The organism is Oryzobacter faecalis, assembly GCF_046764005.1.
In the GTDB taxonomy this organism is placed as follows: Bacteria; Actinomycetota; Actinomycetes; order Actinomycetales; family Dermatophilaceae; genus Oryzobacter; species Oryzobacter faecalis.
Genome location: NZ_JBKOFW010000002.1, coordinates 1 through 21241 on the forward strand (window position 1 = coordinate 1; position 21241 = coordinate 21241).

Genomic DNA, 21241 nt, shown 5'->3' on the forward strand with positions numbered 1-21241 from the left:
ATGAGCACCGTCGCCACGATCGAGGGCCACAGGTTCCCCGACGTCAGCGCGGTCTTGAAGTTGTCCAGCCCGGTGAAGCCCCGCTCATCGGGGTAGAGCAGGTTCCACCTCATCAGTGAGAAGCCGATGGTGACGAGGAACGGGACCTGGGTCAGGAGGACGAGGAAGATCACGGCCGGCAGGAGCAGCCCTCGGCTGGTCCACGCGTTGCGACTGGTGATCCGTCGCTTGTCCTGGGCCGTCCTCGCCTCGACGGTGTCGAGCTCGGTGGTGGTCATGCGCACTCCCTTGTGCGTCGTTCTGCGGGACCGGGACCCGGTGCCGGGGCGGCGAGTGTGCACGCCCCGGCACCGGTGCCCGTCGAGGGCGTCAGCCCTTCTGCTTCGCTCCGGCCGCCTCGGCGAGCGACTGGCACTTGCCGAGCGCGTCGTCGACCGAGGTGCGGTTGGCGATGTAGTCGGCGATCAGCTGGGCGCACTGGTTGCCGACGTCCTGGAACTCCGGGATGGAGACGTACTGGATGCCGACCCACGGCTGCGGGTTGACACCCGGCTGCTTCGGGTTGACGGCCGTCATGACGTCGAGGGTGATCGGCGCGTAGGCGGCCGCGGCCTCCTTGTACTCCGGGATCTCGTACGTCGAGCTGCGGGCACCCGGCGGGACGTTGCTCCAGCCGATCTGCTTACCGACGAGCTGGTGGTACTCCTTGCTCGTCGCCCACTTGACGAACTTGATCGCGGCGTCCTTGTTCTTCGTCGAGGCCGGGACCGCGAGGTTCCAGCTCCACAGCCAGCCCGACTCCTTGGTCTTGTTCACGGGCATGTGGGCGTAGCCCATCTTCCCCTTGACCGGCGAGTCGGACGCCTCGAGCATCGACGCGGCGACGGAGGCGTCGGCCCACATCGCGGCCTTGCCCTCCTTGAGCGCGGTGAGGCACTCGTTGAAGGAGTAGGACACCGGGTCCTTCTGACCCGACTCGTCGAGCATCGTCTTGTAGAACGTCACGGCCTCCTTCCACTCCGGGGTGTTGACCGTGGCCTTCCAGTCGCTGTCGTACCAGTTGCCACCGAAGGTCTGCACGACCGTGGTCAGCGGCGCGAACAGGTCGCCCCAGCCGGGCTTGCCGCGCATGCAGATGCCGGCGGTGTCGCCGGTCTTGACCTTCTTGGCCGCGTCGGCGACCTCCTGCCAGGTCGGGTTGGCCCCGAGGGTGACGCCGGCCTTGTCGAGGAGCTCCTTGTTGTACATGAGGATCGAGGACTCGCCGTAGAACGGGACGGCGAACTGCTTGCCCTCGAACGAGATGGCGTCGCGCACGGGCGGGAGGATGTCCTCGACGTCGTACGCCGCGTCCTTCGCCAGCTCGGGCGTGAGGTCGACGAGCCACTGGTTCTTGCCCCACTGCGGGGTCTCGTACGCGCCGATGGTGACGATGTCGTACTGGCCGGCCCCGCTCGCGACGTCGGCGGTCACGGCAGAGCGCAGGTCGCCCTCCTCCATGACCTGGAAGTTGACGGTCGTGCCGGGGTTCGCCTTCTCGTACTCGGTCTTGAGCTTCTCCATGTCCTTCATCTGGCCGTTGTTCACGGTGGCCAGGTTCAAGGTGACGTTGCCGCCGGCCGCGCCGGATCCGTCTCCCGATGAGACGGCGCCCGACGAGCAGGCCCCGAGCACGAGGGCCGAGGCCAGCATTCCGGCCCCGAGCGTCATGGTGCGCTGTGTGCGCCGCATGCCTAACTCCTTTGGTAGGTGTGTCGTCCACTCCCGGCGGTGGACGGGCACGGGCCCGGGGCCTGGCCCGGTCGGGTGCGTCGGTGGATCCACTGCCTGGAACACCTGCAAGGGTGGGAGCGCCCGGCGTCGGCGACAAGCACCAGATGGGCGGCCGTTTCGATACTATTTTTCTCGTCGCCACCCCGCGGTCACCCGCAACCGGCCCCCAACCGGCTGCGAGAACGCTTTCCCCGCCGTGGGGGGCGACGACGGAGCCGACGGGAGGCGATGACGATTTCGTATCACCCGCGCACCGGCGGCGTGGCCCAGGTCACGCCCGGCCACGAGCCCGTCCATCCGCACCACCTCCCGATGCCCGACCCGCCGCGGCGCGAGATCATCCCCCCGCACCCGATGTCGTCGGTCCGCGCGATCACCCACGACTTCCCGAGCGAGATCTGCGGCTGGGGGTCGCACCCCGAGTACGAGATCCACCTCATCACCAAGACGCACGGCAGCTTCATCGCCGGCGACCACATCGGCACCTTCGCGCCGGGCCACGTCAGCATCATGGGCCCGAACCTGCCCCACGACTGGGTCAGCGACCTCGAGCCGGGCCAGGTGGCCGTCGACCGTGACGCCGTCGTCCAGTTCACCGACGAGTGGATCCGGCGCTGCATGGAGGTCATGCCCGAGCTCATCGAGCTCGACGAGATGCTCAAGCTGAGCAGCCGGGGCCTGGTGTTCTCCGGGGCCACGGCCTGGCGGGCGGCCGAGACGATCCTCGCGGTCGTCGGGTCGCGCGGCTCCGAGCAGCTGTCGCACCTGTTCAGGCTGCTCACCCTGTTCGCGCGGGCCCCGGAGGACGAGCGCGAGGTCGTCGCGAGCGAGTGGATGGGCCGACCCACCGACAGCAACTCGCGCGCCGCGGTCGAGGCCGGCCTCACCTACATCTTCGAGCACCTCACCGGCGACATCCGGCTGTCGACGGCCGCGAAGCTGGCGTACATGTCGGAGCCCACCTTCTCGAAGTACTTCAAGAGCGCCACGGGGCAGACGTTCAGCAGCATGGTGAAGAAGCTGCGGATCGCCCACGCCCGGCGCCTGCTCGACTCCACCGACGAGCCGATCGCACAGGTCGCGGCCCGTTCCGGGTACCACAACATGGCGAACTTCAACCGCCAGTTCCTCGCCGAGGTCGGCACGACGCCCACGGTCTACCGGCGCCTGGAGTCCTCGCTCAAGCCGCCGCCGGAGGTCTTCAGCCTCGGGCTGCGCGCGCCCGTCGACTGAGGGTCCTCCCGGGGCGTCAGCGGCCGAGGACGCGGTCGACGAGCGTGTGTACGCCGTCCTGCTCCACGACGGCCCGCAGCCGTCGGTACGGCTCGAGGAACCGCTCGTCGCTCCCGAGGTCGCCGAAGAGGTCTGCCAGCTCGACGAACGCCTCGGGCCTGGGGTCGAGGGCGGCCGTGCGCAGCGCGTCGGCGTGGACGTCGTCCGGGACGGCGGCGCCGGTCAGCTCGCCGCGCCCGATGAGCGACCAGTAGTGCGCCCAGGCCGCCACCATCGCGGCGCCGAGCTCGACGGGGCGCCCCGCCGCGAGGTTGTCGCGCACCGCGGGGAGGGTGAAGGTCGCCATCCGGTTGCCGCCGTCGGTGGCGAGCCGGACGAGGGTGTCCTTGATGCCGGGGTTCGAGAACCGCTCGAGGAGGGTGGCCATGTACCCCTCGAGGTCGATACCGGGCAGCTCGCCCAGGGTCGGCGCGGCCTCGTCGGCCATGTACCGCGCGAGGAACTCGCGGACCCGGTCATCGCGCATCGCCTCGTCGACGAGGACGTACCCGAGCGGGGCGCCGAGGTAGGCGAGGGCCTGGTGGCTCGCGTTGAGCAGGCGCAGCTTCATCAGCTCGTACGGGGTGACGTCCTCGACGAACTGGACGTCGACCTCCTCCAGCGCCGGCCGCCCGAGCGGGAAGTGGTCCTCGACGATCCACTGGGTGAACGGTTCGGCCGGCACCGGCCAGCGGTCGTGGATGCCGAACTCGCTGGTCAGCGCCTCGCGGTCGGCGTCGGTGGTCGCCGGGGTGATGCGGTCGACCATGCAGTTCGGGAACGCGACCTCGGCCCCGATCCAGTCGGCGAAGCCGGGGTCGACGAGCCGGGCGAAGGAGGTGATCGTCCTGCGCGTCACGTCGCCGTTGCCCTGGAGGTTGTCGCAGGACAGGACGGTGAACGGCTCCAGGCCGGCCTCCCGGCGGCGGCGCAGGCCCTCGACGATGAAGGCGAACGCGGTGCCCGGTGCGTCGAGGTTCTCGAGGTCGCGGAGGACCGAGGGGTGCTCGGCGTCGAACTCGCCCGTCGCCGCGTTCTTGAGGTACCCGCCCTCGGTGACCGTGAGGCTGACGACGCGGACGGCGGGGTCGACGAGCCGCTCGTAGACGACCGCCGCGTCCTCGGGGCCGTAGAGGTACTCGAGGACCGAGCCGACGACCCGGGGCTCGAGCGAGCCGTCGGGGTGGCGCACGACGAGCGTGAACTCGCAGTCCTGGGCGCGCATCGCGTCGCGCATCGCCGCGTCGTGCGTGAGGACGCCCACGCCGCAGATGCCCCAGTCGAGCCCGCGCCCCAGCTCCATCAACCGGTCGACGTACATCGCCTGGTGGGAGCGGTGGAAGTTGCCGAACCCGAAGTGGACGATGCCGACCGAGGCCGCGGTCCGGTCGTAGGACGGCGTCGAGACGCCCGGGCCGAGCGGCCCACTGGTGAGTGCGGTCACGGGTGCAGGTCCTTTCGTGCACGGGAAACCCCGCAGCAGCCAAGCAGCACCCGGGCCGCGTGAACAGCCCCCGGCCGCGCGCAGGCATCAAAGCATCGACGTCGAACGGATTGGTACCGACCCGTGACGACGGACCCCGCGACGGGCCTGTTGACTGGGGGCATGAGGGGTCGCCTGAGGGGTCGCATCGTCATCGCCGTCGTCGCGGTCCTCGTCCTCGGGGGTGCGCTGGGCGGTGCCCTGTGGTGGCGCCAGCGCGAGGCCGCCCGCGACACGGCCGCGACCGAGGCGGTCGAGCTCCTCGCCCGCGCCTGGGCCGCGAAGGACCTGGCGGGCGCCCCGCTGGCCGACCCGGCCCTGGCCTCCGCCTTCGAGGAGGCCGTGGCCCCGCTCGGTGAGGCGCCGGTCACCGTGCGGACCGGGTCCGTGCGCCGCAGCGACGCGGGCGCGACCTCCACGCTCACCGTGCGCTGGACCCTGCCCGGCGAGTCCGTCTGGGAGTACGAGGTCCCCGCGCGGGCCGTCGAGCGGGGCGAGCGCTGGGTCGTCGCCGCCCCGGACGACGCCCGCTCGCCGTGGTTCCCCGGGCTCGCCGCCGACGAGACGATCGAGGTCGAGCGCACCCGCGGGGCGCGCGGCGACCTGCTCGACCGCGACGGCCGGCCCCTCATGCCCGAGGGCCCCGTCTTCACCGTGCTGCTCGACCCGGTCAACGCCACGCCCGAGTCGGCCGCCGGCCTCGAGACGGTCGTGGGGGCGCGCAAGGGCAGCCTCGTCGAGGCGCTGGGGAAGGCCACGGACGCGTCGTCGAAGGCGCCGGTCACCGCCATCACCTACCGCGAGGCCGACTACACCGCCCGCAAGGCCAGGCTCGACGCCCTCGCCGGGGTCGTCGTCCGCGAGGGCGTGCAGCCCCTCGCCGTCACCCGGACCTTCGGCCAGCCGCTCCTCGGCGGTTTCGGCGACGTCACCGCCGAGATGGTTCAGCAGGGCGGCGGCCGCTACGCCGCCGGCGACCGGGCCGGCACGAGCGGGCTGCAGCGCCAGTACGACGAGCAGCTCGGCGGGACGACCGGCCTCGTCGTGAGGTCGAGCGGCGGCCGGACCCTGTTCGAGAAGGCGGCCACCGACGGCGAGGACGTCCGCACCACCCTCGCACCCCGGGTGCAGCAGGCGGCCGAGAAGGCCCTCGCGGACGCCCGGCTCGAGGCGGCGTCCGCCCTCGTGGCCATCGACGTCGAGACGGGCGAGGTCCTCGCCGCGGCGAACGCCCCGTCGAGCGGGTTCGACCGGGCGCTCACCGGGCGCTACCCCCCGGGCTCGACGTTCAAGGTCGCCTCGACCTACGCCTTCCTCACCCGGGGGATCACCTCGCCCGGCGCGAAGGTCCGGTGCCCGGAGTCCGCGGTCGTCGACGGGCGCGAGTTCCGGAACTTCGCGGGCGAGTCCGCCCCGGGGCACCCGACCTTCTTCGAGGACTTCACGATCTCGTGCAACACGGCGTTCGTCTCGCTCGCCTCCCGGCTCGAGGCCGACGACCTCACGACCGCGGCGAAGGCCCTCGGCATCGGCGCCGGCTGGGCCGAGGGGCTCGGTGTCACCGGCGCGTTCGAGGGCAGCGTCCCGCCCACGACCGGGGGCACCGACGCAGCCGCTGCGGTCATCGGCCAGGGCCGCACCGAGGTGTCGCCCCTCGCGATGGCCGTGATGGCCGGCAGCGTCGGGCGCGGCACCTTCATCCCGCCGGTGCTCGTCGAGACCGGGAGCGGGAGCCGCCGCCCGACACCCCTCGACGGCACGGTCGTCGCCGACCTGCGCTCGATGATGGCGTCCGTCGTCTCGTCGGGCACCGCGACGATCTTGCGCGACACCCCGGGTGGACCGGTGCGCGGCAAGACCGGCACCGCCGAGTACGGCTCGGACCCCGACACCCCGCCGCGGGTGTGGTTCGTCGGCTACCAGGGTGACGTCGCGTTCGCCGTCCTCGTCGAGGCGGGCAGGAGCGGCGCCACGGTGGCCGCCCCCATCGCCAAGGACTTCCTCACCATCCTCGCCCGCGGCTGACCCCGGGCATGCGGAAGGCCCCGCCCGGACGAACCGGACGGGGCCTTCGCGAGGACTCGGGTGGACCCGGGTCTCAGATGGGGCGGACTGCGTCAGCCTGCGGACCCTTCGGACCCTGGGTGACCTCGAACTCGACCCGCTGGGCCTCGTCGAGGCTGCGGTAGCCCTGGACGTCGATGGCGGAGTAGTGAACGAACACGTCGGGGCCGCCGCCGTCCTGGGCGATGAAACCAAAGCCCTTCTCAGCGTTGAACCACTTCACGGTGCCCTGTGCCATATGGGGGTAACTCTCTCTGTGTGTAGCACGCGGTCGGTACACCTCGCACCGACCGTGGATGCGAACTCCAGTCCCCTCTGGCTCCGGATGGATCGACCTTCAAGGCAATGCTGTTGCTGCAACCGGCGAAAACGCTAGCACGCACGGTGCCCCGGCGCGCGGTCCGTCATGCACAGTTCACGTGGCGGGATGCCGCTCGACCCGCTCATCCCCAGCAGAGCCGGGCCGCCTCGGTCGTGTCGATGCTCGCGACGCCGCCGCGCGGCCGGTCGGCGACGAGGGCGACACCGGTGTCGACGAGGTCGAGCCCCTCGGTCGGCTCCGGCTTCTCGCCACCCCGCGCCACCCTGGCGATCGACTCGACGCCGAGGGTCGCCATCCGGAGGGGGAACTGCTGGACGGTGGCGTCGATCGTCCCGGCCGCGACCGCCTCGACCCCCTCGCACCCACCGTCGAAGGAGACGAGGACGACGTCCGGGGCGTCGCCGCCCTCGAGCGCGGCGACGGCCCCCTCGGCGACTCGCTCGTTGACCGTGTAGACGACCGAGATCCCCTGTGCCGCAGCCAGGCACGACTCCATCGCCGTCCGCCCTCCGGCCTCGGTTCCGGCCGTGGCCTCGACGCAGTCGATCGAGTACGCCCCACCCGGGGTCCCGGAGGACGTGGCGGGGTAGCGGCCGACCCGGGGCACGTCGCCCCTGGTCCTCGGGTCTCCGGCCGCGATGCCCATGCCCTCGAGGAAGCCCTCCTCGCGGTCGCGGTCGAGGCGCACGTCGGAGCCCGCGTCGAGGCCGAGGAGCGCGATGGTGGCCGGCCGCCCGCCGAGCTCGGCGGCGACCCAGCCCCCGAGCAGCTTTCCCGCCTTGCGGTTGTCGCTGGCGAAGGTGACGTCGACGGCGCCGGGGGTGTCCGGCGGGCTGTCGAGCGCGATGACGTACAGGCCGAGGTCGCGCGCCTTCTTCATCGCCGACTCGACCGCCGACGAGACCGGCGTGATGAGGATGCCGCGGTCACCGCGCGCGACCGCGGCGTCGATGGCCGCGAGCTGGCGGGCGTCGTCGCTCGCCCCCGAGGTGACGGCGACGTCGACCCCGACCCGCTCGGCGGTCGAGCGCGCGGCCTCCTCGATCGCCGTGAAGTACGGGTTCGTCGCGTCCTTGGTGATGAGCGAGACCCGGATGTTGCTGCCGCCCCCGGGAAGCGCACGACCCTCCTCGCGGACGCAGGCGGCCGGCCCGAGGGCGACGGCGGCGAGGGCGAGGGCTGCGACGAGTCGGCGGGTCTGCATGGCGGAGGCATTCTCGCGCACTCACCTGCGCAGGTGCCGGGCCCTGGTCACGAGGTAGACACCGAAGAACATCAGGCCGACCGAGATCGCGCTCAGCTCGTAGCGACCGAGGGGGGCGTCCTGGAGGTACCGCAGCGCACCGTCGAGGCCGGTGGACTCCTCGGTGCGCCGGGTCCACGCCGCGGCGAGGAACAGCCACCCGACGAGCCCGAACGCGATGCCGCGGGTGATGAACCCGATCCGGCCCATGACCTCGGCGAGCCGGCCGGGGTGGCGCTCGAGGTCGACGAGGAAGTCCTTCGTCCAGCCCGACCAGATGCTGAACGCGCCGACGCCGGCGACCGCGAGACCGACCGCGACGACGAGGAGCGTGCCGCCCGGGAGGGCGAGCAGGGTGCGGGTGATGCCGATGCTCGAGTCGCGGCTGCTCGTGCCGGCGCCGACCGCGAAGGCGGCCGCACTCCAGGCGACGGTGACGTAGGCGAGGCCGTCGGCGCCGTGCTCGAGCCGCTTGAAGCCGGTGCGGCAGTGCCGTCCGGTGATGGCGCGCGCGAGGTTCCAGAGGGCGACGACCGTGAAGCCGGCGAACCCGACCCACAGGGCCCAGCGCCCTCCGGCGGTGTCCGCGAGCGTGGTGAGCGCGCCCGACTCGTCGGCCGTACCGCCCCACCCCCACGCGATGCCGAGGCCGGCCCACCCCATCGCGATGTGGAGGACGCCGTCGAGGAGGAACCCGACGCGGGCCCCGGTGCTGACCGTCGGGTGCGTCTCGGCGACCTCGGCGGCGTGGGTCGTCACCTGCGCGAACGCCTCGACCGCCTCACCGGTGTGCTCCCTGACGTCCTCGGCCACCTCGCCGACCCGCTCGACGACGTCCTCGGCGACGTCCTCGACCCGCTCGACGACGCCCTCGGCGGCCTCCTTGACCGCCTCGACGACGGGGAGGCCGTCGTCGCCGGTGTCGGGGTCGCTCGGGCTCACGACCGAGAGGCTAGACCCGAGCCCCGACCTGCGCGGTCGTGTGCTCAGGTGGCTGCCCTGGCGGCCACCTGGGCACACGACCGCGGGAGGCGCCTACCCTGTGTCGTGCCCGGGTCGCCCGGGCGAGGAGGGCTCGCATAGTGGCCTAGTGCGGCGGTCTTGAAAACCGCTATGGCGGCAACGTCATCGTGGGTTCGAATCCCACGCCCTCCGCTCGCGAGATGCGGACGGGCCGAGGAACGAGGTTCGTCCGCATCTCGCGAATCGAGCACGCGGGATTCGGGAGGAGGGGCGAGGAACGAGCCCCGACGGTTCCCACGCCCTCCGCTGGACTCCGGCGGGCGCGGAGCGCCCTTGGAGTGCCTGCGGAGCGGCGGTGGGATGACGGGGAGCCTCGAACGGAGTGAGAGGCGGAGTCCCACGCCCTCCGCAGCCCACCCGACGGTCGGGTCGAGGTGAAAGGCGACCACCTGACGGTCGGGTTCCACCTCGACCGGGTGCGGCGACGGTCCGCGGGTATGGTCGGAGGCCGACGAAAGGATCCACCCCATGGCGAAGCTGTCGTTCCTCGCCGGCCTGGCGGCCGGGTACGTCCTCGGTGCCCGCGCGGGCAAGCACCGCTACGAGCAGATCCGCCGGACGTCCTCGAAGGTGTGGAACTCCGGCCCGGTCCAGAAGCAGGTCGGGATCGCCAAGGAGGCCGCGAGGACCAAGGCGGCCCCGGTGGTCGCCGACCTCGTCGCCGACGCCGCCCGCGCGACGGGCGAGCGGCTGCGGGCCAGCCGCACCGTGTCGACGGAGGCGATCCGCAGCGCCCCCGAGACCCGTCCCGGGGGCGACGGCGCGAGCCACACCGCGCCCCACGGCGACCCCTGGGCAACGGCGACCCGCCGCACCGACGGCGCCGCCTGACCGCGAGCGCCGCAGCCCCCTCCCGAGGGCCGTGACCGCGGAAGGGGTCGCCCTGACCACCACGTCCGCACCCGCCGCCGGGTCGGGACATGCCACACCGCCGGCCACGCCGGACCTCTGCGCCCCCTGCGGCGCCAGGTCCCGACGTGGCCGGCTCCCCGTGTGACGGGACCGTCGCCCCGACGTCGCGCGTGTCCGGCCCGGCGTCGCGGCGCCCCGAGGTCCCGGTGCCGCCCTCCCGCCCCTGATCGGTCGGGCCGCACCGTGGATCCCGCTGGGTTCCACGACGACGAGGAGCCGTCCGGTCCCGCCCTGATACGGCAGGCCCCGAGAATTTCTCGCCGGCCCGTCCGGGCCGCCCCGAGCCGAGCCCTCGAGCGGCGCCGTCCGGCGCGAATCCGTGCAGGTCGGCGTGTATCACGGTCCCGATCAGCGACTCCTGTTCCACGTCGACCGTGATCACTACGCTGGGCGCGACCGCTCTCGCCCCGGTTCCTTCCCCCCCCAGGAGACCCGATGGCCGCCAAGCCCTCCGAGCAGGCCCCTTCCGACGGCTCTGCCGGGTCCGAGCGCCCCGGCCCCCGTCCCGAGCAGCCCGTGGATGAGCCCTCCCCGCTCCCGCCGTTCCCCGTGCTCTCCCCGCTGCTCGCTCGCCGGCTCAACGCCCGGGTCCTCGACCCCGAGGCGGCCTACCTCGCACCGGGGCAGCCGCTGCCGCTGCCGACCGTGTACGTCTCCGACACCCTCCTCGTGCGCGACGTGTCCGACCCCTCGCTCGACGGCGAGGGGCAGCTGACCCGCGTGCAGGAGCTGCAGGAGCTGGCCAGGCAGGTCGGCGCCGACTCGTTCAGCGTGCAGTCGATCGGCTCGCCCACGACGCTCCCGCTCCCCCGCAGCGTCGCCGAGGCCCTCTCGCCCGAGGCGGAGGTCACGGTGACCCGCGTGCGGCTCGAGCGCCAGGGCGACCAGGCCGGCAAGTCCCCCGACGCGTGGCGCTTCCTCCAGACGGCCCTGACCTCCACCTCGGACCGGGCCGCGATCCTCTACGACAAGCTCGGGCTCGGCCGCCTCCCCGACCCCGACGGCGAGGAGTCCCCCGAGGAGCAGGCCCGTCGCCGGCGCCGCGACACCCGCGGCCGCAGCATGGCTTCCGGCGTCACCGTCGAGCACGTCCTCACCGCCGGTGGCGGCGTCTGGGGCGGCGGGGGCGGCGTGTGGGGCGGAGGCGGTGGCGTCTGGGGCGGTGGCGGTGGCGTCTGGGGCGGCGGTGGCGGCGTGTGGGGCGGCGGGGGCCTCCTCGCCGAGTACGGCGCGCCCGGAGTCGGCGGCCGTACCCCGGTCGTCTGGTCCGCCCCCGACCCGCGGCTCGCCGTCAGGGCCGGCCTGCCGGACGAGCCGCCCGTGGTCGCGATCCTCGACACCGGCCTCGGCGAGCACTCCTGGTTCCCGCCCGAGGGCGAGAAGGCCACCGTCGACGACTGCCCCGGCGGCGCCGCCTGCCCCGGCGTGCACCGCCGCGTCGTCCACGCCGGCCGGGAGGTCGGCGTCTGGAAGGAGCCCTCGCGCGACCCCGAGAACACCGGTGTCATCATCGACGAGGTCAACGGGCTCATGGACGTGCTCTGCGGCCACGGCACCTTCATCGCCGGCATCGTCCGCCAGCGCTGCCCCGAGGCCGTCATCCTCGCCGTTCCGATCATGGCGTCCGACGGAGCCGCTTTGGAGGAGGACGTCATCGACGCCCTCACCCTCCTCCTCGCGCGCCACAAGGCCGCGAAGGACGACCCCTCGATCCGGCACGGACGCCTCGACGTCCTCAACCTCTCGCTCGGCTACTACCACGAGACACCGGACGAGGCCGACGACACCGCGCTCCACGACCTCCTGCGCGAGTTCGGCCGGGAGGGCGTCGTCGTCGTCGCCTGCGCAGGCAACGACGCGACCCGTGCCCGCTTCTTCCCCGCGGCCTTCGCGACCACCGCCGACACCGCCCTCGTCGGCGTCGGCGCCACCAACCCGGACGACCGCAGCGTCGCCCTGTTCTCCAACGTCGGCGACTGGGTGACGGCGCACGCACCGGGCGCCGGGATCGTCAGCACGGTCCCGAGGACGCTGTCCGGCTCCGGGCAGGCCGGCGTCTCGGTCAAGGGGGTGGGCCCGGGGCCCCGGTCGAGCATCGACTTCGACGACTTCCGGTCCGGGTTCGCGGTCTGGAGCGGCACCTCGTTCGCGGCCCCGTGGGTCGCCGGTGACATCGCCCGCGAGATCGTCCGCCCCTCCCCCGAGGACGACCGGGCGACCGTTGCCCCGGGGGCCGGCCGGGCCAAGGCGGCCGCAGCGACCGTCGTCGCCAAGGCGAACCGCGAGCGGTTCCCCAAGCGCAGGACGAAGGAGGAGTGATGTCCCCCGACGACACGGTGCACACCCTCTCGACGAGGGCGGCCGCGGCCTTCCGCGGGTACCGGGACGGCGAGGTGCGGGCCATGGACGAGCTCGTCGACCTCCTCACCCCGGTCCTCTGGCACACCGCCCGGGCGCAGGGCGCCGGCGACCAGCTCGCCCAGGACGCCGTCCAGACCGCGTGGCTGCGGCTCGTCGAGGGCGCCGAGCGGATCAAGGACCCGCAGGCCGTCATGGGCTGGCTCATCGTCACCGTGCGCCGCGAGTGCTGGCGCTCCACCCGCGTCGCCGGGCGCACCGACGGCGAGCTCGACGAGGGCACCCCCGACGTGCAGCCCGACCCGGCGACCGTCGCGGTCCGGCGCGAGGACCACCGCGTCCTCTGGGCGCACGTGCAGCGGCTCACCCCTCGCTGCCAGGCCCTGCTGCGCGTCATCGCCTTCGCCGACAAGCCCGACTACGCCGCCGTGTCCGAAGCCCTCAAGATGCCGGTGGGGAGCATCGGCCCCACCCGAGGACGGTGCCTCGCCAAGCTGCGCACCGCCCTCGCCGACGACCCCGCCTGGGGAGGTGCCCTGTGAACGCCGACCACGACCTCGCCGCACAGCCACTCGACGAGCTCGACGACCGCATCCTCGCGGCCATCGCCGACGTGCTGCGCGCCAACGACCCCGTCCCGGCCGGGCTGGCCGACGACGTCAAGTTCGCCCTCACCGTCCAGGCGCTGCACGCCGAGGTCGCCGAGCTGCAACGGCTCGGCGCGGAGACGGCCCTCGCCCGGTCGGAGTACACGCGCACCCAGACACTGACCTTCAGCGCCGAGGCCCTGTCGGCGATGGTGACCCTGTCGCCGATCGACGACGACGAGGTCCGGGTCGACGGCTGGGTCACCGGCCTGGACTCCTCGGCCACCGTCGAGCTGCGCGCCGACGGGGGCACGACGACCGCCGAGGTCGACGAGGACGGCCGGTTCACCTTCGAGCGGGCCCCCCGCGGGCTCGTGCGGTTCGTGTTCCTGCCCTCCGGCGACGTCCGTCCCGTCATCACGCCGACCGTCGAGATCTGAGGCTCGCGGATCAGCGCGGACCTCCACGACCACGTCACCCGCCTCGTCGAGGAAGCCGTCCTCGCGAACGCCGCGGGCGCCCCCTCGCGGGCCGAGTCCATCCTGCGCCGGGCGCTGCGCCGCCTCGACGGCGACGGTGCCGCCGGCCCCCACGACGTCGCGACGCTGCGCGCGCGGGTCCACGTCACGCACGCGGTGGCCCGGGTCCAGCGCGGGGACCGGGAGGGCGCCTTCGCGCTGCTCGACGCGGCGGACGAGCTCCTCGCCGGGCGGCCGTCGACGCCGGTCCACTCGCTGTCGGTGGTCCAGCGGGCGGGACTGCACGGGCGGGTCGGCGAGTGGGAGCGCACGCGGGTGCTCCTCGAGGGCGTCGCGCTCACTGCGGAGGTCGCCCCGCGCACCCGCTGCCTGCTCCACCTCAACCTCGGGTTGACCTACCAGTTCCTCGGCCGGTACCACGACAGCGACGTCCGGCTCCGGCGCGCACACCAGGATGCAGTGGCGCTCGGCTTCCCGGACCTCGCCGCCGCCGCCGTGCACAACCGCGGCCGGCTCCAGCTGCTCCTCGGGAACCTGCCCCGGGCGCTCGCGCTCATGGAGCAGGCCCGCGAGCTCGGCGACGCGCTGCTCCCGCCTGCGGCAGCGCTCGACCGGGCGCGCGTCCTCACCGAGGCCGGGCTGCTCGACCAGGCCCTCGAGATGCTCGAGGAGGGCGCGGCGGCCGCCCGCGCAGGCGGGGTCGCGCACGACGTCGCCGAGGCCGACCTCGAGCGGGCGCGCATCGCCCTCCTGCGCGGCGAGGTCACCGAGGCCCGGCGCTGGGCGTCGCGCGCCGAGAGGCGGTTCGCGAGGGGGTCGGAGTCGGCCTGGACGGTGCGGGCGTCCCTGCTCCGGCTGCAGGCCGAGATGCTCGAGGGGCGGCGGCCACGGGCCGTCGCCACCACCCTGGACCGGCTCGTCGCGGGGCCGGCCGCGGCGAGCGCGGTGGCGACCGAGGCCGCGGTCCTCGCGGCCGAGGCCAACGCCCTCGTCGGCCGTACCGAGGCGGCCCGCGCCCACCTCGACCGACCCGAGCTGCGACGGCCGACGACCTTCTCCCTGCGCCTCCAGCGAACCCTCGCCCTCGCCGAGCTCCACGACGCGGAGGGCCGCCCCGACCTCGTCCGTCGCGAGCTGCGCCGCGGCGCCCACAGCCTGGCCGTCGAGCAGGCGCGGCACACCTCCCTCGACTCGCGCACCGCCGTCGCCCTGCACACGCGGCGGCTGCGGGACGCCCACCTCGACCACGCCCTCGCCACCGGGTCCCCGGCACAGGTGTTCTCGGCGACCGAACTGTGGCGCGGTGTCTCACAACGGCTTCCGCCCCTCGTGTCCTCCCCCGACGTCGAGCTGGCCCGCCTCACCGCCGACGCGCGCCGCCTCCACGCGGAGGCGTTCGACACGCCGGACGCCGCCCGTCGCTCGGCCCTCGAGGCACGGGCGCGCGAGGCGGAGCGCGCCGTCGCCCGGCGCGACTGGGAGCAGCACCGCGCCGGTGGCACGGGCACCGAGGAGCGCGCCGTCACGGTCTCGGCCCTGCGCCCGCTGCTCGAGGGCGCCCGTGCCGGGCTGCTCAGCCTGTTCCTGCACCGCGACGTCCTCTGGGCGGTCACCGTCGACCCGTCGGGAGCGCGGCTCACCCGGGTGCCGGGCGGGGATCGGGTCGTCGAGGTCGCGGCCCGGCTGCGCGCCGACATCACCACCCGGCGGCTCGCCCTGGGGACACCGCTCCACGAGGTCGTCGAGCGGTCGATGGCGCGCAGCGTCGGGGTGCTCGGAGACGCCCTGGGCCCGGTCCTGCCACGCTCGCACCGGCTCGTCGTCATCCCGTCGGCGTCGCTCGCGTCGTTCCCGTGGCGCCTCGTCCCGGGCATCCGCGGCCGGATCGTCACGGTGGCGCCCTCGGCGACGTTCTGGGCGCGCCGGTCGACCCCTCCGGGTCAGGGGTCACCGGTGCAGCGGGTCGTCTCCCTCGCCGGTCCCGGCCTGTCGCGCGCGACGACCGAGGCCGAGGACGTCGCGCGGGTGTGGGGTCCGGACGTCGCCTCGGCGGCGGGCTCCCGCGGGGGCGTGGCCTCCGGCGAGCAGCTGCGGACCGCGCTGCGCGACGCCACCGTCGTCCACGTCGCCGCCCACGGGGTGCACCAGGACGAGAGCCCTCTCTTCTCGTCGGTCGTCATGGGCGACGGGCCGGTCTTCGCGCACGAGTTCCAGCGCACCGGCGTCGGCGCCGAGCACGTCATCCTCTCCTCGTGCGAGGTCGGACGCACGCACGTCCGCACGGGGGACGAGGCGCTCGGCCTCACCGCGAGCCTGCTCGCCACGGGTGTGCGGACGGTCGTCGCTTCCGTCGGACCCGTCGGCGACGAGGACGCGCACGCCGTGATGGCGGCGTACCACCGGGTGCTCGCGCAGGGGCTCGACGCCGCCCAGGCGCTCGACCTCGCGACGGCGGGCGTCGAGGAGGGCCGCCTGTTCTGCGCGTACGGCGCCGACTGGGCGCCCGCGCCGGACGACGCGGCCTGAGCCGGTCCGCCTCCCGGTGGGCCCGACGGCCCGACGGTCAGATGAAGATCGCGGGCTCGGAGAAGAGCGCGTCGTAGGGGTCCTGCGCCGGGTGGTCGGGGAAGCGCACCTGCGCCGGGATGCCCGTGGCGACCGCGCCTGCCGGGATCGGCTTCACGACGACCGAGTTCGCGCCGATCTGCGCGTCGTCGCCGATCTCGATGTCCCCGAGGACGCGGGCGCCCGCACCGATGGTCACCCTGTCGCCGACCGTGGGGTGGCGCTTCGTCCCGCGAGCGAGCGTGCGTCCTCCGAGGGTGACGCCGTGGTACAGCATGACGTCGTCGCCGACCACCGCGGTGGCGCCGATGACGACGCCCATCCCGTGGTCGATGAAGAAGCGGCGGCCGATCTGCGCGCCGGGGTGGATCTCGACCCCGGTCACGGCGCGGACCGCCGTGGACAGGGCGCGGGCAGCAGGCCGTCCTCCGGGGCGCTGCCACAACCGGTGCAGGCCCCGGTAGGCCCAGATCGCGTGCAGCCCGGGCGAGTTCACGGCGACATCGAGCCGGTTCTCGGCGGCGGGGTCGCGCCGCATGGCGGCATCGAGGTCCTCGCGGATCCTCGCCCGGGCGTCACGGATGAGGGACATGGTCAGTCGACGAGACCCTCGAAGAGGATGGTCGAGAGGTAGCGCTCGCCGAAGCTGGGGATGACGACGACGATCGTCTTGCCGGCGTTCTCGGGACGCGTGGCGACCTGGTTCGCAGCGGCGAGGGCGGCGCCGGACGAGATGCCGACGAGCAGTCCCTCGTCGGTCGCGGCCTTGCGGGCCCACTCGACGGAGGTCGCCGCGTTGACGTCGATGACCTCGTCGTAGATCTCGGTGTTGAGGATCTCGGGGACGAAGTTCGCGCCGATGCCCTGGATCTTGTGCGGGCCGGGCTGGCCGCCGTTGAGGATGGCCGACTCCTCGGGCTCGACGGCGATGATCTGCACGTCGGGCTTGCGGGACTTGAGGACCTCGCCGACCCCGGTGATGGTGCCGCCCGTGCCGATGCCGGCGACGACGATGTCGACCTGGCCGTCGGTGTCCTTCCAGATCTCCTCGGCGGTCGTCCTCCGGTGGATCTCGGGGTTCGCGGCGTTGGCGAACTGCCGGGCGAGCACCGCACCCTCGCGCTCGGCGACGATCTCGTCGGCCTTGGCGACGGCGCCCTTCATCCCGAGGGAGGGGTCGGTGAGGATGAGCTCGGCGCCGTACGCGCGCAGGAGGGCGCGGCGCTCCTTGCTCATCGACTCGGGCATCGCGAGGACGACCTTGTAGCCGCGGGCGGCCCCGACCATCGCGAGGGCGATGCCGGTGTTGCCCGAGGTCGCCTCGACGATCGTGCCGCCCGGGGGCAGCTCCCCCGAGGCCTCCGCCGCGTCGATGATCGCGACGCCGATGCGGTCCTTGACCGAGCTCGCCGGGTTGTAGAACTCGAGCTTCGCGGCGACGGTCGTGCCCTCCGGGGCATCGATGATCCGGTTGAGCCGGACGAGCGGGGTGTTGCCGACGGCCTGGGTCACGTCGTCGAGGATGGGCATCGAGTCGCCTTTCGCTGGGGGTCCGGGCGGGGCGCCTCGTGGACACCGTCGACCGGTCGGTCGTGCCGACATCGGGGCAACCGACGCCTGCTTATGCATATTCCAACAGACGGTTATCGGTCGGGGCAACGGCGTCTCGCCCGGTCAGCCCTCGTCGGGGTCCGTGACGTCCCGCGCGGCGGCGAAGACGGCGGACAGCCCGGGCCACGCCTCGACCCGGCACCAGACCGGCACCTCGTCGAGGGGGACGGGCCGGGTGGCGACCAGCCCGTCGGCACCCGCCTCGTGCGCCGCCCCGGTCCACACGTCGACCCAGGTCCCCGGGGGGAGCCAGGTCGGCCACGCCTCGGCACCCGGCTCGAGGACCGGGCTGACGAGGAGGTCGGCTCCGAGCATCCACTGGCGAGGGTGCTCCCAGACCGCCGGGAGTGACGGGTGGTCGAAGAAGAGCGGTCGCATGAGCGGGCGGTCGGTCGCCACGGTGACCGCTGCCTCGGCCGCGAGGTGCTCGACGAGGGCCTCGCGGAGGACGGCGAAGCGCCGGAAGACCGGGACCACGCGGTCGTCACCCGTGACCTCGGCGACGTACCAGGGCGTCCGGTCGCGCAGGGGGCGCTGGTGGTGGTTGAACTCGGAGTGGTACTGCATCACCGGCATGAACGCGGAGGCGCCTGCGGCCCGCAGGTAGAGCTCGGCGTCCGGGACGGGACCGGAGAACCCGGCGAGGTCCCACCCCCAGTACACGATGCCGCACGAGGCGGCGGTCAGACCGGCGGTGACGGAGCTCCGGAAGGCCTCCCAGGTCGAGTCCTCGTCACCGGCCCAGAACAGCCCGTGGGGCTGGGAGCCGGCGAAACCACTGCGGGAGAACGTGACCGGTGCCTTCCCGTGCTTGCGGAGCAGGTCTCCGAACGCCCGCGCGTAGTGCACCGGGAAGAGGTTGTTCCCCTCGTCACCCCGGCGGCCGTCGGCGTACCGGAGGTCGTGGCCCCAGGCGTGCTCGCCGCCGTCGGTCTTGAACCCGTCGATGTCGAGGTCGCGGACGAGGTAGTCGCGCTTGGCGGTCCACCAGTCGCGCGTCCGCTGGACGGAGAGGTCGGGCATGAGCGACTTCGGGAACCACCAGCCCCGGTTCAGGTAGGGCGTGCCGTCGGCCTCGCGGACCGCGTGGTCCCCCGCCACCATCGCCACACCCTCGGCGAGCACCTGCTCGTGGAGGCCGTCCTCCGAGGCCGCGGTCTTGAGCAGCGGGATCTGCCAGAGGACCACCTTGATGCCGCGCGCGTGGAGGTCGTCGACCATCCCGCGCGGGTCCGGCCAGGCGCCGTCCGCCGGGAACTCGAAGTCGTCGAGGACGAAGGGCGAGCCGTCGGGCCGCGGCCGGTAGCGGGCGTCGCGCAGCAGCATGATGCCCTCCTCGTCGGACCACGCCTCGATGACGACGACGCCCACGGGGATGCCGAGGTCCCGGTGCGAGTCCATCCGGGTGGTGACCAGCTCCTGGGTGTTCCACTCGTTGCCCGACGCCCACAGCCGGAACACCCACGCGGGAAGCTCCTCGGCTCGGCCGACGACGTCGAGGAACCGACGGAGCACCTCCGTGGGCGACCCCTCGTGGAGGTCGAGCTCGACCCGCTCGGCCGCCGACCCGCCCACGGCGACCTCGACCACCAGCCGGGTCGGGTCCGTGGCGCCGACGTCGTACCAGGTGCGCCGGGAGGTCCGCACGTGGAAGCCCCACGACGAGCCGTCGCTCGCCACGACGTGGGCGAAGGGCATCGGCAGGTAGGTCCGCCCGTGCGTCCCCTGCGACTTGTACTGCTCGAAGACGACCGCGTCCAGCCGTCGGCCGGCCTGGTCGAGGTGGTCGTAGCGCTCGCCGAACCCCACGACGTGGTCACCCGGGGCGAGCGCCAGCGCGAACCGCGCCCGCTCCACCCCGCGGTCCGTGACGAGCCACTCGACCGACCCCGGCACCACGCGGTCCCCGCCGCCGGAGAACGCGACGGTGAGGCCGTCGGGGACCCGGGCGACCCAGCGTGCGGGGCGGACCTCGAACCAGGGCGTCGTCTCCTCGCGGCCGTCCTGCGTCCTCGCGGTGAAGCGGTAGGCGACGACCCCGTCGACGGGTGGGCTCGTGACGGCCCACCCTCCCTCGCCCCCGAGGGAGGCGGCCTGGGCGGCCGCCAGGTGCCCCTCCCCACCGGCGAGCGCGGCGGCGTCGGCGGCCGAGGCCGAGCGTGGTGCGAGGTCGAGCGCCAGCGGGGGCGAGGGGTCGGTGCCGGCCGGTGCCGGAACCCACTCGCACGACACCGCCACGACGGAGGCGTCGGCCTCGACGCCGAGGAGGACGGCCATTCCCGCGAGCGGGAGGACGGGAACCCGCTGGTCGAGCGACGTCGCGTAGGGGTGCTCGATGCCGTGCGGCCGGTGGCGCAGCAGCGGGCCGGTCATCGTGCGACCCCGTCGAGAAGGCCGAGCTCGTCGGCGAGGACGAGGTACATGCCGTGCGACCACAGGAGCGGGGTCGCGACCTCGCCCCACCGCTCGACCCACTCGGCCCGCGAGCCCGGGTGGAGGAGGTGGTCGTCGACCTGCTCGGGCAGCTCGCCCTCCGCCGTGGCGTGGGCGGCGACCCAGTCGAGGAGGCGGCGCGCGCCCTCCCGGTCACCGGCGGCGGCGAGGTTCCACCCGAGGAGGCAGGAGAGGAGCAGCCACTGGCCACCCCCGTAGAAGACGTCCGCGAGGAAGCGGTGCACCCCGCCCTCGACGTCTAGCTCGGCCGCGACGGCCTCGAGGGTCCCGGCGGCGAGCGCCGACCCGCGCGGGACGAGCCCGAACGGCACGACGCAGGCGGGGAGGGACCCGTCGACGGCCTCGGACCCGAGCCACTTGACGAGGTGGCCGTCGACGACCCCCTCGGCGAGGGTGAGCGCCCGGGCCTCGGCGGCCACCGCCCGGCACCGGGCCGAGCGGTCGTCATCGAGGACACCGCTGCCCGCGACCGCCTCGAGCCCGCCGACGATGGCCCCGAGGGTGGAGACGTGACGATGCTCGTCGTGCTCCTCCCACCAGTCGTAGCAGGGCAGGTCCCACAACGCGGTGACGAAGTCGGCGGCCACCTCGATGCCGGGCCGCCAGCGCGCGAGGTCGAGGGCGTGGCGCGTCGCGTGTGTGACGACCGCCCACAGCCACGTGCCGTACCCGTCGGTCTGGAAGTCCCACCAGGCGTCGGTGCCGTCGCCGCCGTCGAGGGTGAAGCGGGTCGGCAGGAGCAGGGCGCGCGGGACCTCCGCACCGGCGGCGCGCAGCCGGACGACCTCGTCGACCGCCTCGCGGCGGTCAGCGAGCGTGGCGTCGACCCAGTCGTGGAAGGCGTCGGCCGACGTGACGTCCCCGTAACGCGACATCCCCTCGGCGGTGAAGCCCCCGTCCCGCAGCCACGCGTAGCCCTGGTACGCGGAGAAGGTCGGCGCCGCCGGGTAGGCACCGGAGGCGTGCTGGTGCTCACGGATCACGGCGTGGCTGCGGTGGGCGAGGGCCACGACCTCGTCGGTGCGGTGGGTGGGCAGTGTCGTCATCGAGGTCCTCAGGTGGCCGCCGGGCCCGGAGCAGGGTCCGGGCCCGGCG

Annotated in this window: 16 protein-coding genes, 1 tRNA gene and 1 pseudogene; 8 read left to right on the forward strand and 10 right to left on the reverse strand. The window is 73.7% G+C overall.

Annotated elements, in window-relative coordinates:
- Positions 1 to 278: pseudogene (locus tag ACK8HX_RS03875) on the reverse strand (sugar ABC transporter permease); the annotation flags it as partial.
- Positions 279 to 369: 91 nt separating this feature from the next.
- On the reverse strand, positions 370 to 1731 hold the full coding sequence (locus tag ACK8HX_RS03880; protein WP_411939348.1) for an ABC transporter substrate-binding protein: 1362 nt from the start codon (positions 1729 to 1731) through the stop codon (positions 370 to 372).
- 270 nt (positions 1732 to 2001) lie between these two features.
- Here ACK8HX_RS03880 and ACK8HX_RS03885 point away from each other — a divergent pair, with 270 nt between their 5' ends.
- Positions 2002 to 3006, forward strand: coding sequence for a helix-turn-helix domain-containing protein (locus ACK8HX_RS03885; RefSeq protein ID WP_411939349.1), 1005 nt, complete (start codon positions 2002 to 2004; stop codon positions 3004 to 3006).
- Positions 3007 to 3022: 16 nt separating this feature from the next.
- Here ACK8HX_RS03885 and ACK8HX_RS03890 read toward each other — a convergent pair whose 3' ends face one another.
- On the reverse strand, positions 3023 to 4489 hold the full coding sequence (locus tag ACK8HX_RS03890) for a mannitol dehydrogenase family protein (RefSeq protein WP_411939350.1): 1467 nt from the start codon (positions 4487 to 4489) through the stop codon (positions 3023 to 3025).
- 162 nt (positions 4490 to 4651) lie between these two features.
- Between ACK8HX_RS03890 and ACK8HX_RS03895 the strand changes: the two genes are divergently transcribed.
- A complete protein-coding gene (locus tag ACK8HX_RS03895; protein WP_411939351.1) occupies positions 4652 to 6553 on the forward strand; it encodes a penicillin-binding transpeptidase domain-containing protein in 1902 nt (633 codons plus the stop codon).
- Between the two features lie 73 nt (positions 6554 to 6626).
- Here ACK8HX_RS03895 and ACK8HX_RS03900 read toward each other — a convergent pair whose 3' ends face one another.
- From ACK8HX_RS03900 to ACK8HX_RS03910, 3 genes are all read right to left on the reverse strand, one after another.
- Positions 6627 to 6830, reverse strand: coding sequence for a cold-shock protein (locus ACK8HX_RS03900; protein WP_411939352.1), 204 nt, complete (start codon positions 6828 to 6830; stop codon positions 6627 to 6629).
- Between the two features lie 205 nt (positions 6831 to 7035).
- The gene (locus ACK8HX_RS03905; RefSeq protein ID WP_411939353.1) at positions 7036 to 8118 is read right to left on the reverse strand and encodes a substrate-binding domain-containing protein; all 1083 of its coding nucleotides are present in this window, start codon (positions 8116 to 8118) and stop codon (positions 7036 to 7038) included.
- Positions 8119 to 8139: 21 nt separating this feature from the next.
- Positions 8140 to 9099, reverse strand: coding sequence for a DUF1206 domain-containing protein (locus ACK8HX_RS03910; RefSeq protein ID WP_411939354.1), 960 nt, complete (start codon positions 9097 to 9099; stop codon positions 8140 to 8142).
- Between the two features lie 126 nt (positions 9100 to 9225).
- Here ACK8HX_RS03910 and ACK8HX_RS03915 point away from each other — a divergent pair.
- The 6 genes from ACK8HX_RS03915 (at position 9226) to ACK8HX_RS03940 (ending at position 16042) form a co-directional block, all read left to right on the forward strand.
- Positions 9226 to 9312, forward strand: a tRNA-Ser gene (locus tag ACK8HX_RS03915).
- A 336-nt stretch (positions 9313 to 9648) separates the two neighbouring features.
- Entirely contained in the window at positions 9649 to 10011 is a 363-nt protein-coding gene (locus ACK8HX_RS03920) for a protoporphyrinogen oxidase (RefSeq protein ID WP_411939355.1), read from the forward strand.
- 516 nt (positions 10012 to 10527) lie between these two features.
- Positions 10528 to 12411, forward strand: a complete 1884-nt coding sequence (locus ACK8HX_RS03925) for a S8 family serine peptidase (protein WP_411939356.1) — start codon at positions 10528 to 10530, stop codon at positions 12409 to 12411.
- Positions 12411 to 12992 (forward strand): RNA polymerase sigma factor, encoded by a 582-nt coding sequence (locus ACK8HX_RS03930; RefSeq protein ID WP_411939357.1) that lies wholly within the window; start codon positions 12411 to 12413, stop codon positions 12990 to 12992. Before ACK8HX_RS03925 ends, ACK8HX_RS03930 begins: the two co-directional genes overlap by 1 nt.
- On the forward strand, positions 12989 to 13477 hold the full coding sequence (locus tag ACK8HX_RS03935; protein ID WP_411939358.1) for a carboxypeptidase regulatory-like domain-containing protein: 489 nt from the start codon (positions 12989 to 12991) through the stop codon (positions 13475 to 13477). The genes ACK8HX_RS03930 and ACK8HX_RS03935 overlap by 4 nt, the downstream gene beginning before the upstream one ends.
- 195 nt (positions 13478 to 13672) lie before the next feature.
- Positions 13673 to 16042 (forward strand): CHAT domain-containing protein, encoded by a 2370-nt coding sequence (locus ACK8HX_RS03940; protein WP_411939359.1) that lies wholly within the window; start codon positions 13673 to 13675, stop codon positions 16040 to 16042.
- Between the two features lie 37 nt (positions 16043 to 16079).
- Here the strand turns inward: ACK8HX_RS03940 and cysE are convergent, their stop codons facing one another.
- From cysE to ACK8HX_RS03960, 4 genes are all read right to left on the reverse strand, one after another.
- Positions 16080 to 16673, reverse strand: a complete 594-nt coding sequence (cysE, locus tag ACK8HX_RS03945; protein WP_411939360.1) for a serine O-acetyltransferase — start codon at positions 16671 to 16673, stop codon at positions 16080 to 16082.
- 2 nt (positions 16674 to 16675) lie between these two features.
- Positions 16676 to 17611: a cysteine synthase A gene (gene cysK / locus ACK8HX_RS03950; protein ID WP_411939361.1), complete on the reverse strand. Its 936-nt coding sequence runs from the start codon at positions 17609 to 17611 to the stop codon at positions 16676 to 16678.
- Between the two features lie 144 nt (positions 17612 to 17755).
- Positions 17756 to 20065, reverse strand: a complete 2310-nt coding sequence (locus ACK8HX_RS03955; RefSeq protein WP_411939362.1) for a glycoside hydrolase family 31 protein — start codon at positions 20063 to 20065, stop codon at positions 17756 to 17758.
- Entirely contained in the window at positions 20062 to 21192 is a 1131-nt protein-coding gene (locus ACK8HX_RS03960) for a glycoside hydrolase family 15 protein (RefSeq protein WP_411939363.1), read from the reverse strand. Before ACK8HX_RS03960 ends, ACK8HX_RS03955 begins: the two co-directional genes overlap by 4 nt.
- Positions 21193 to 21241 lie beyond the last annotated feature (49 nt).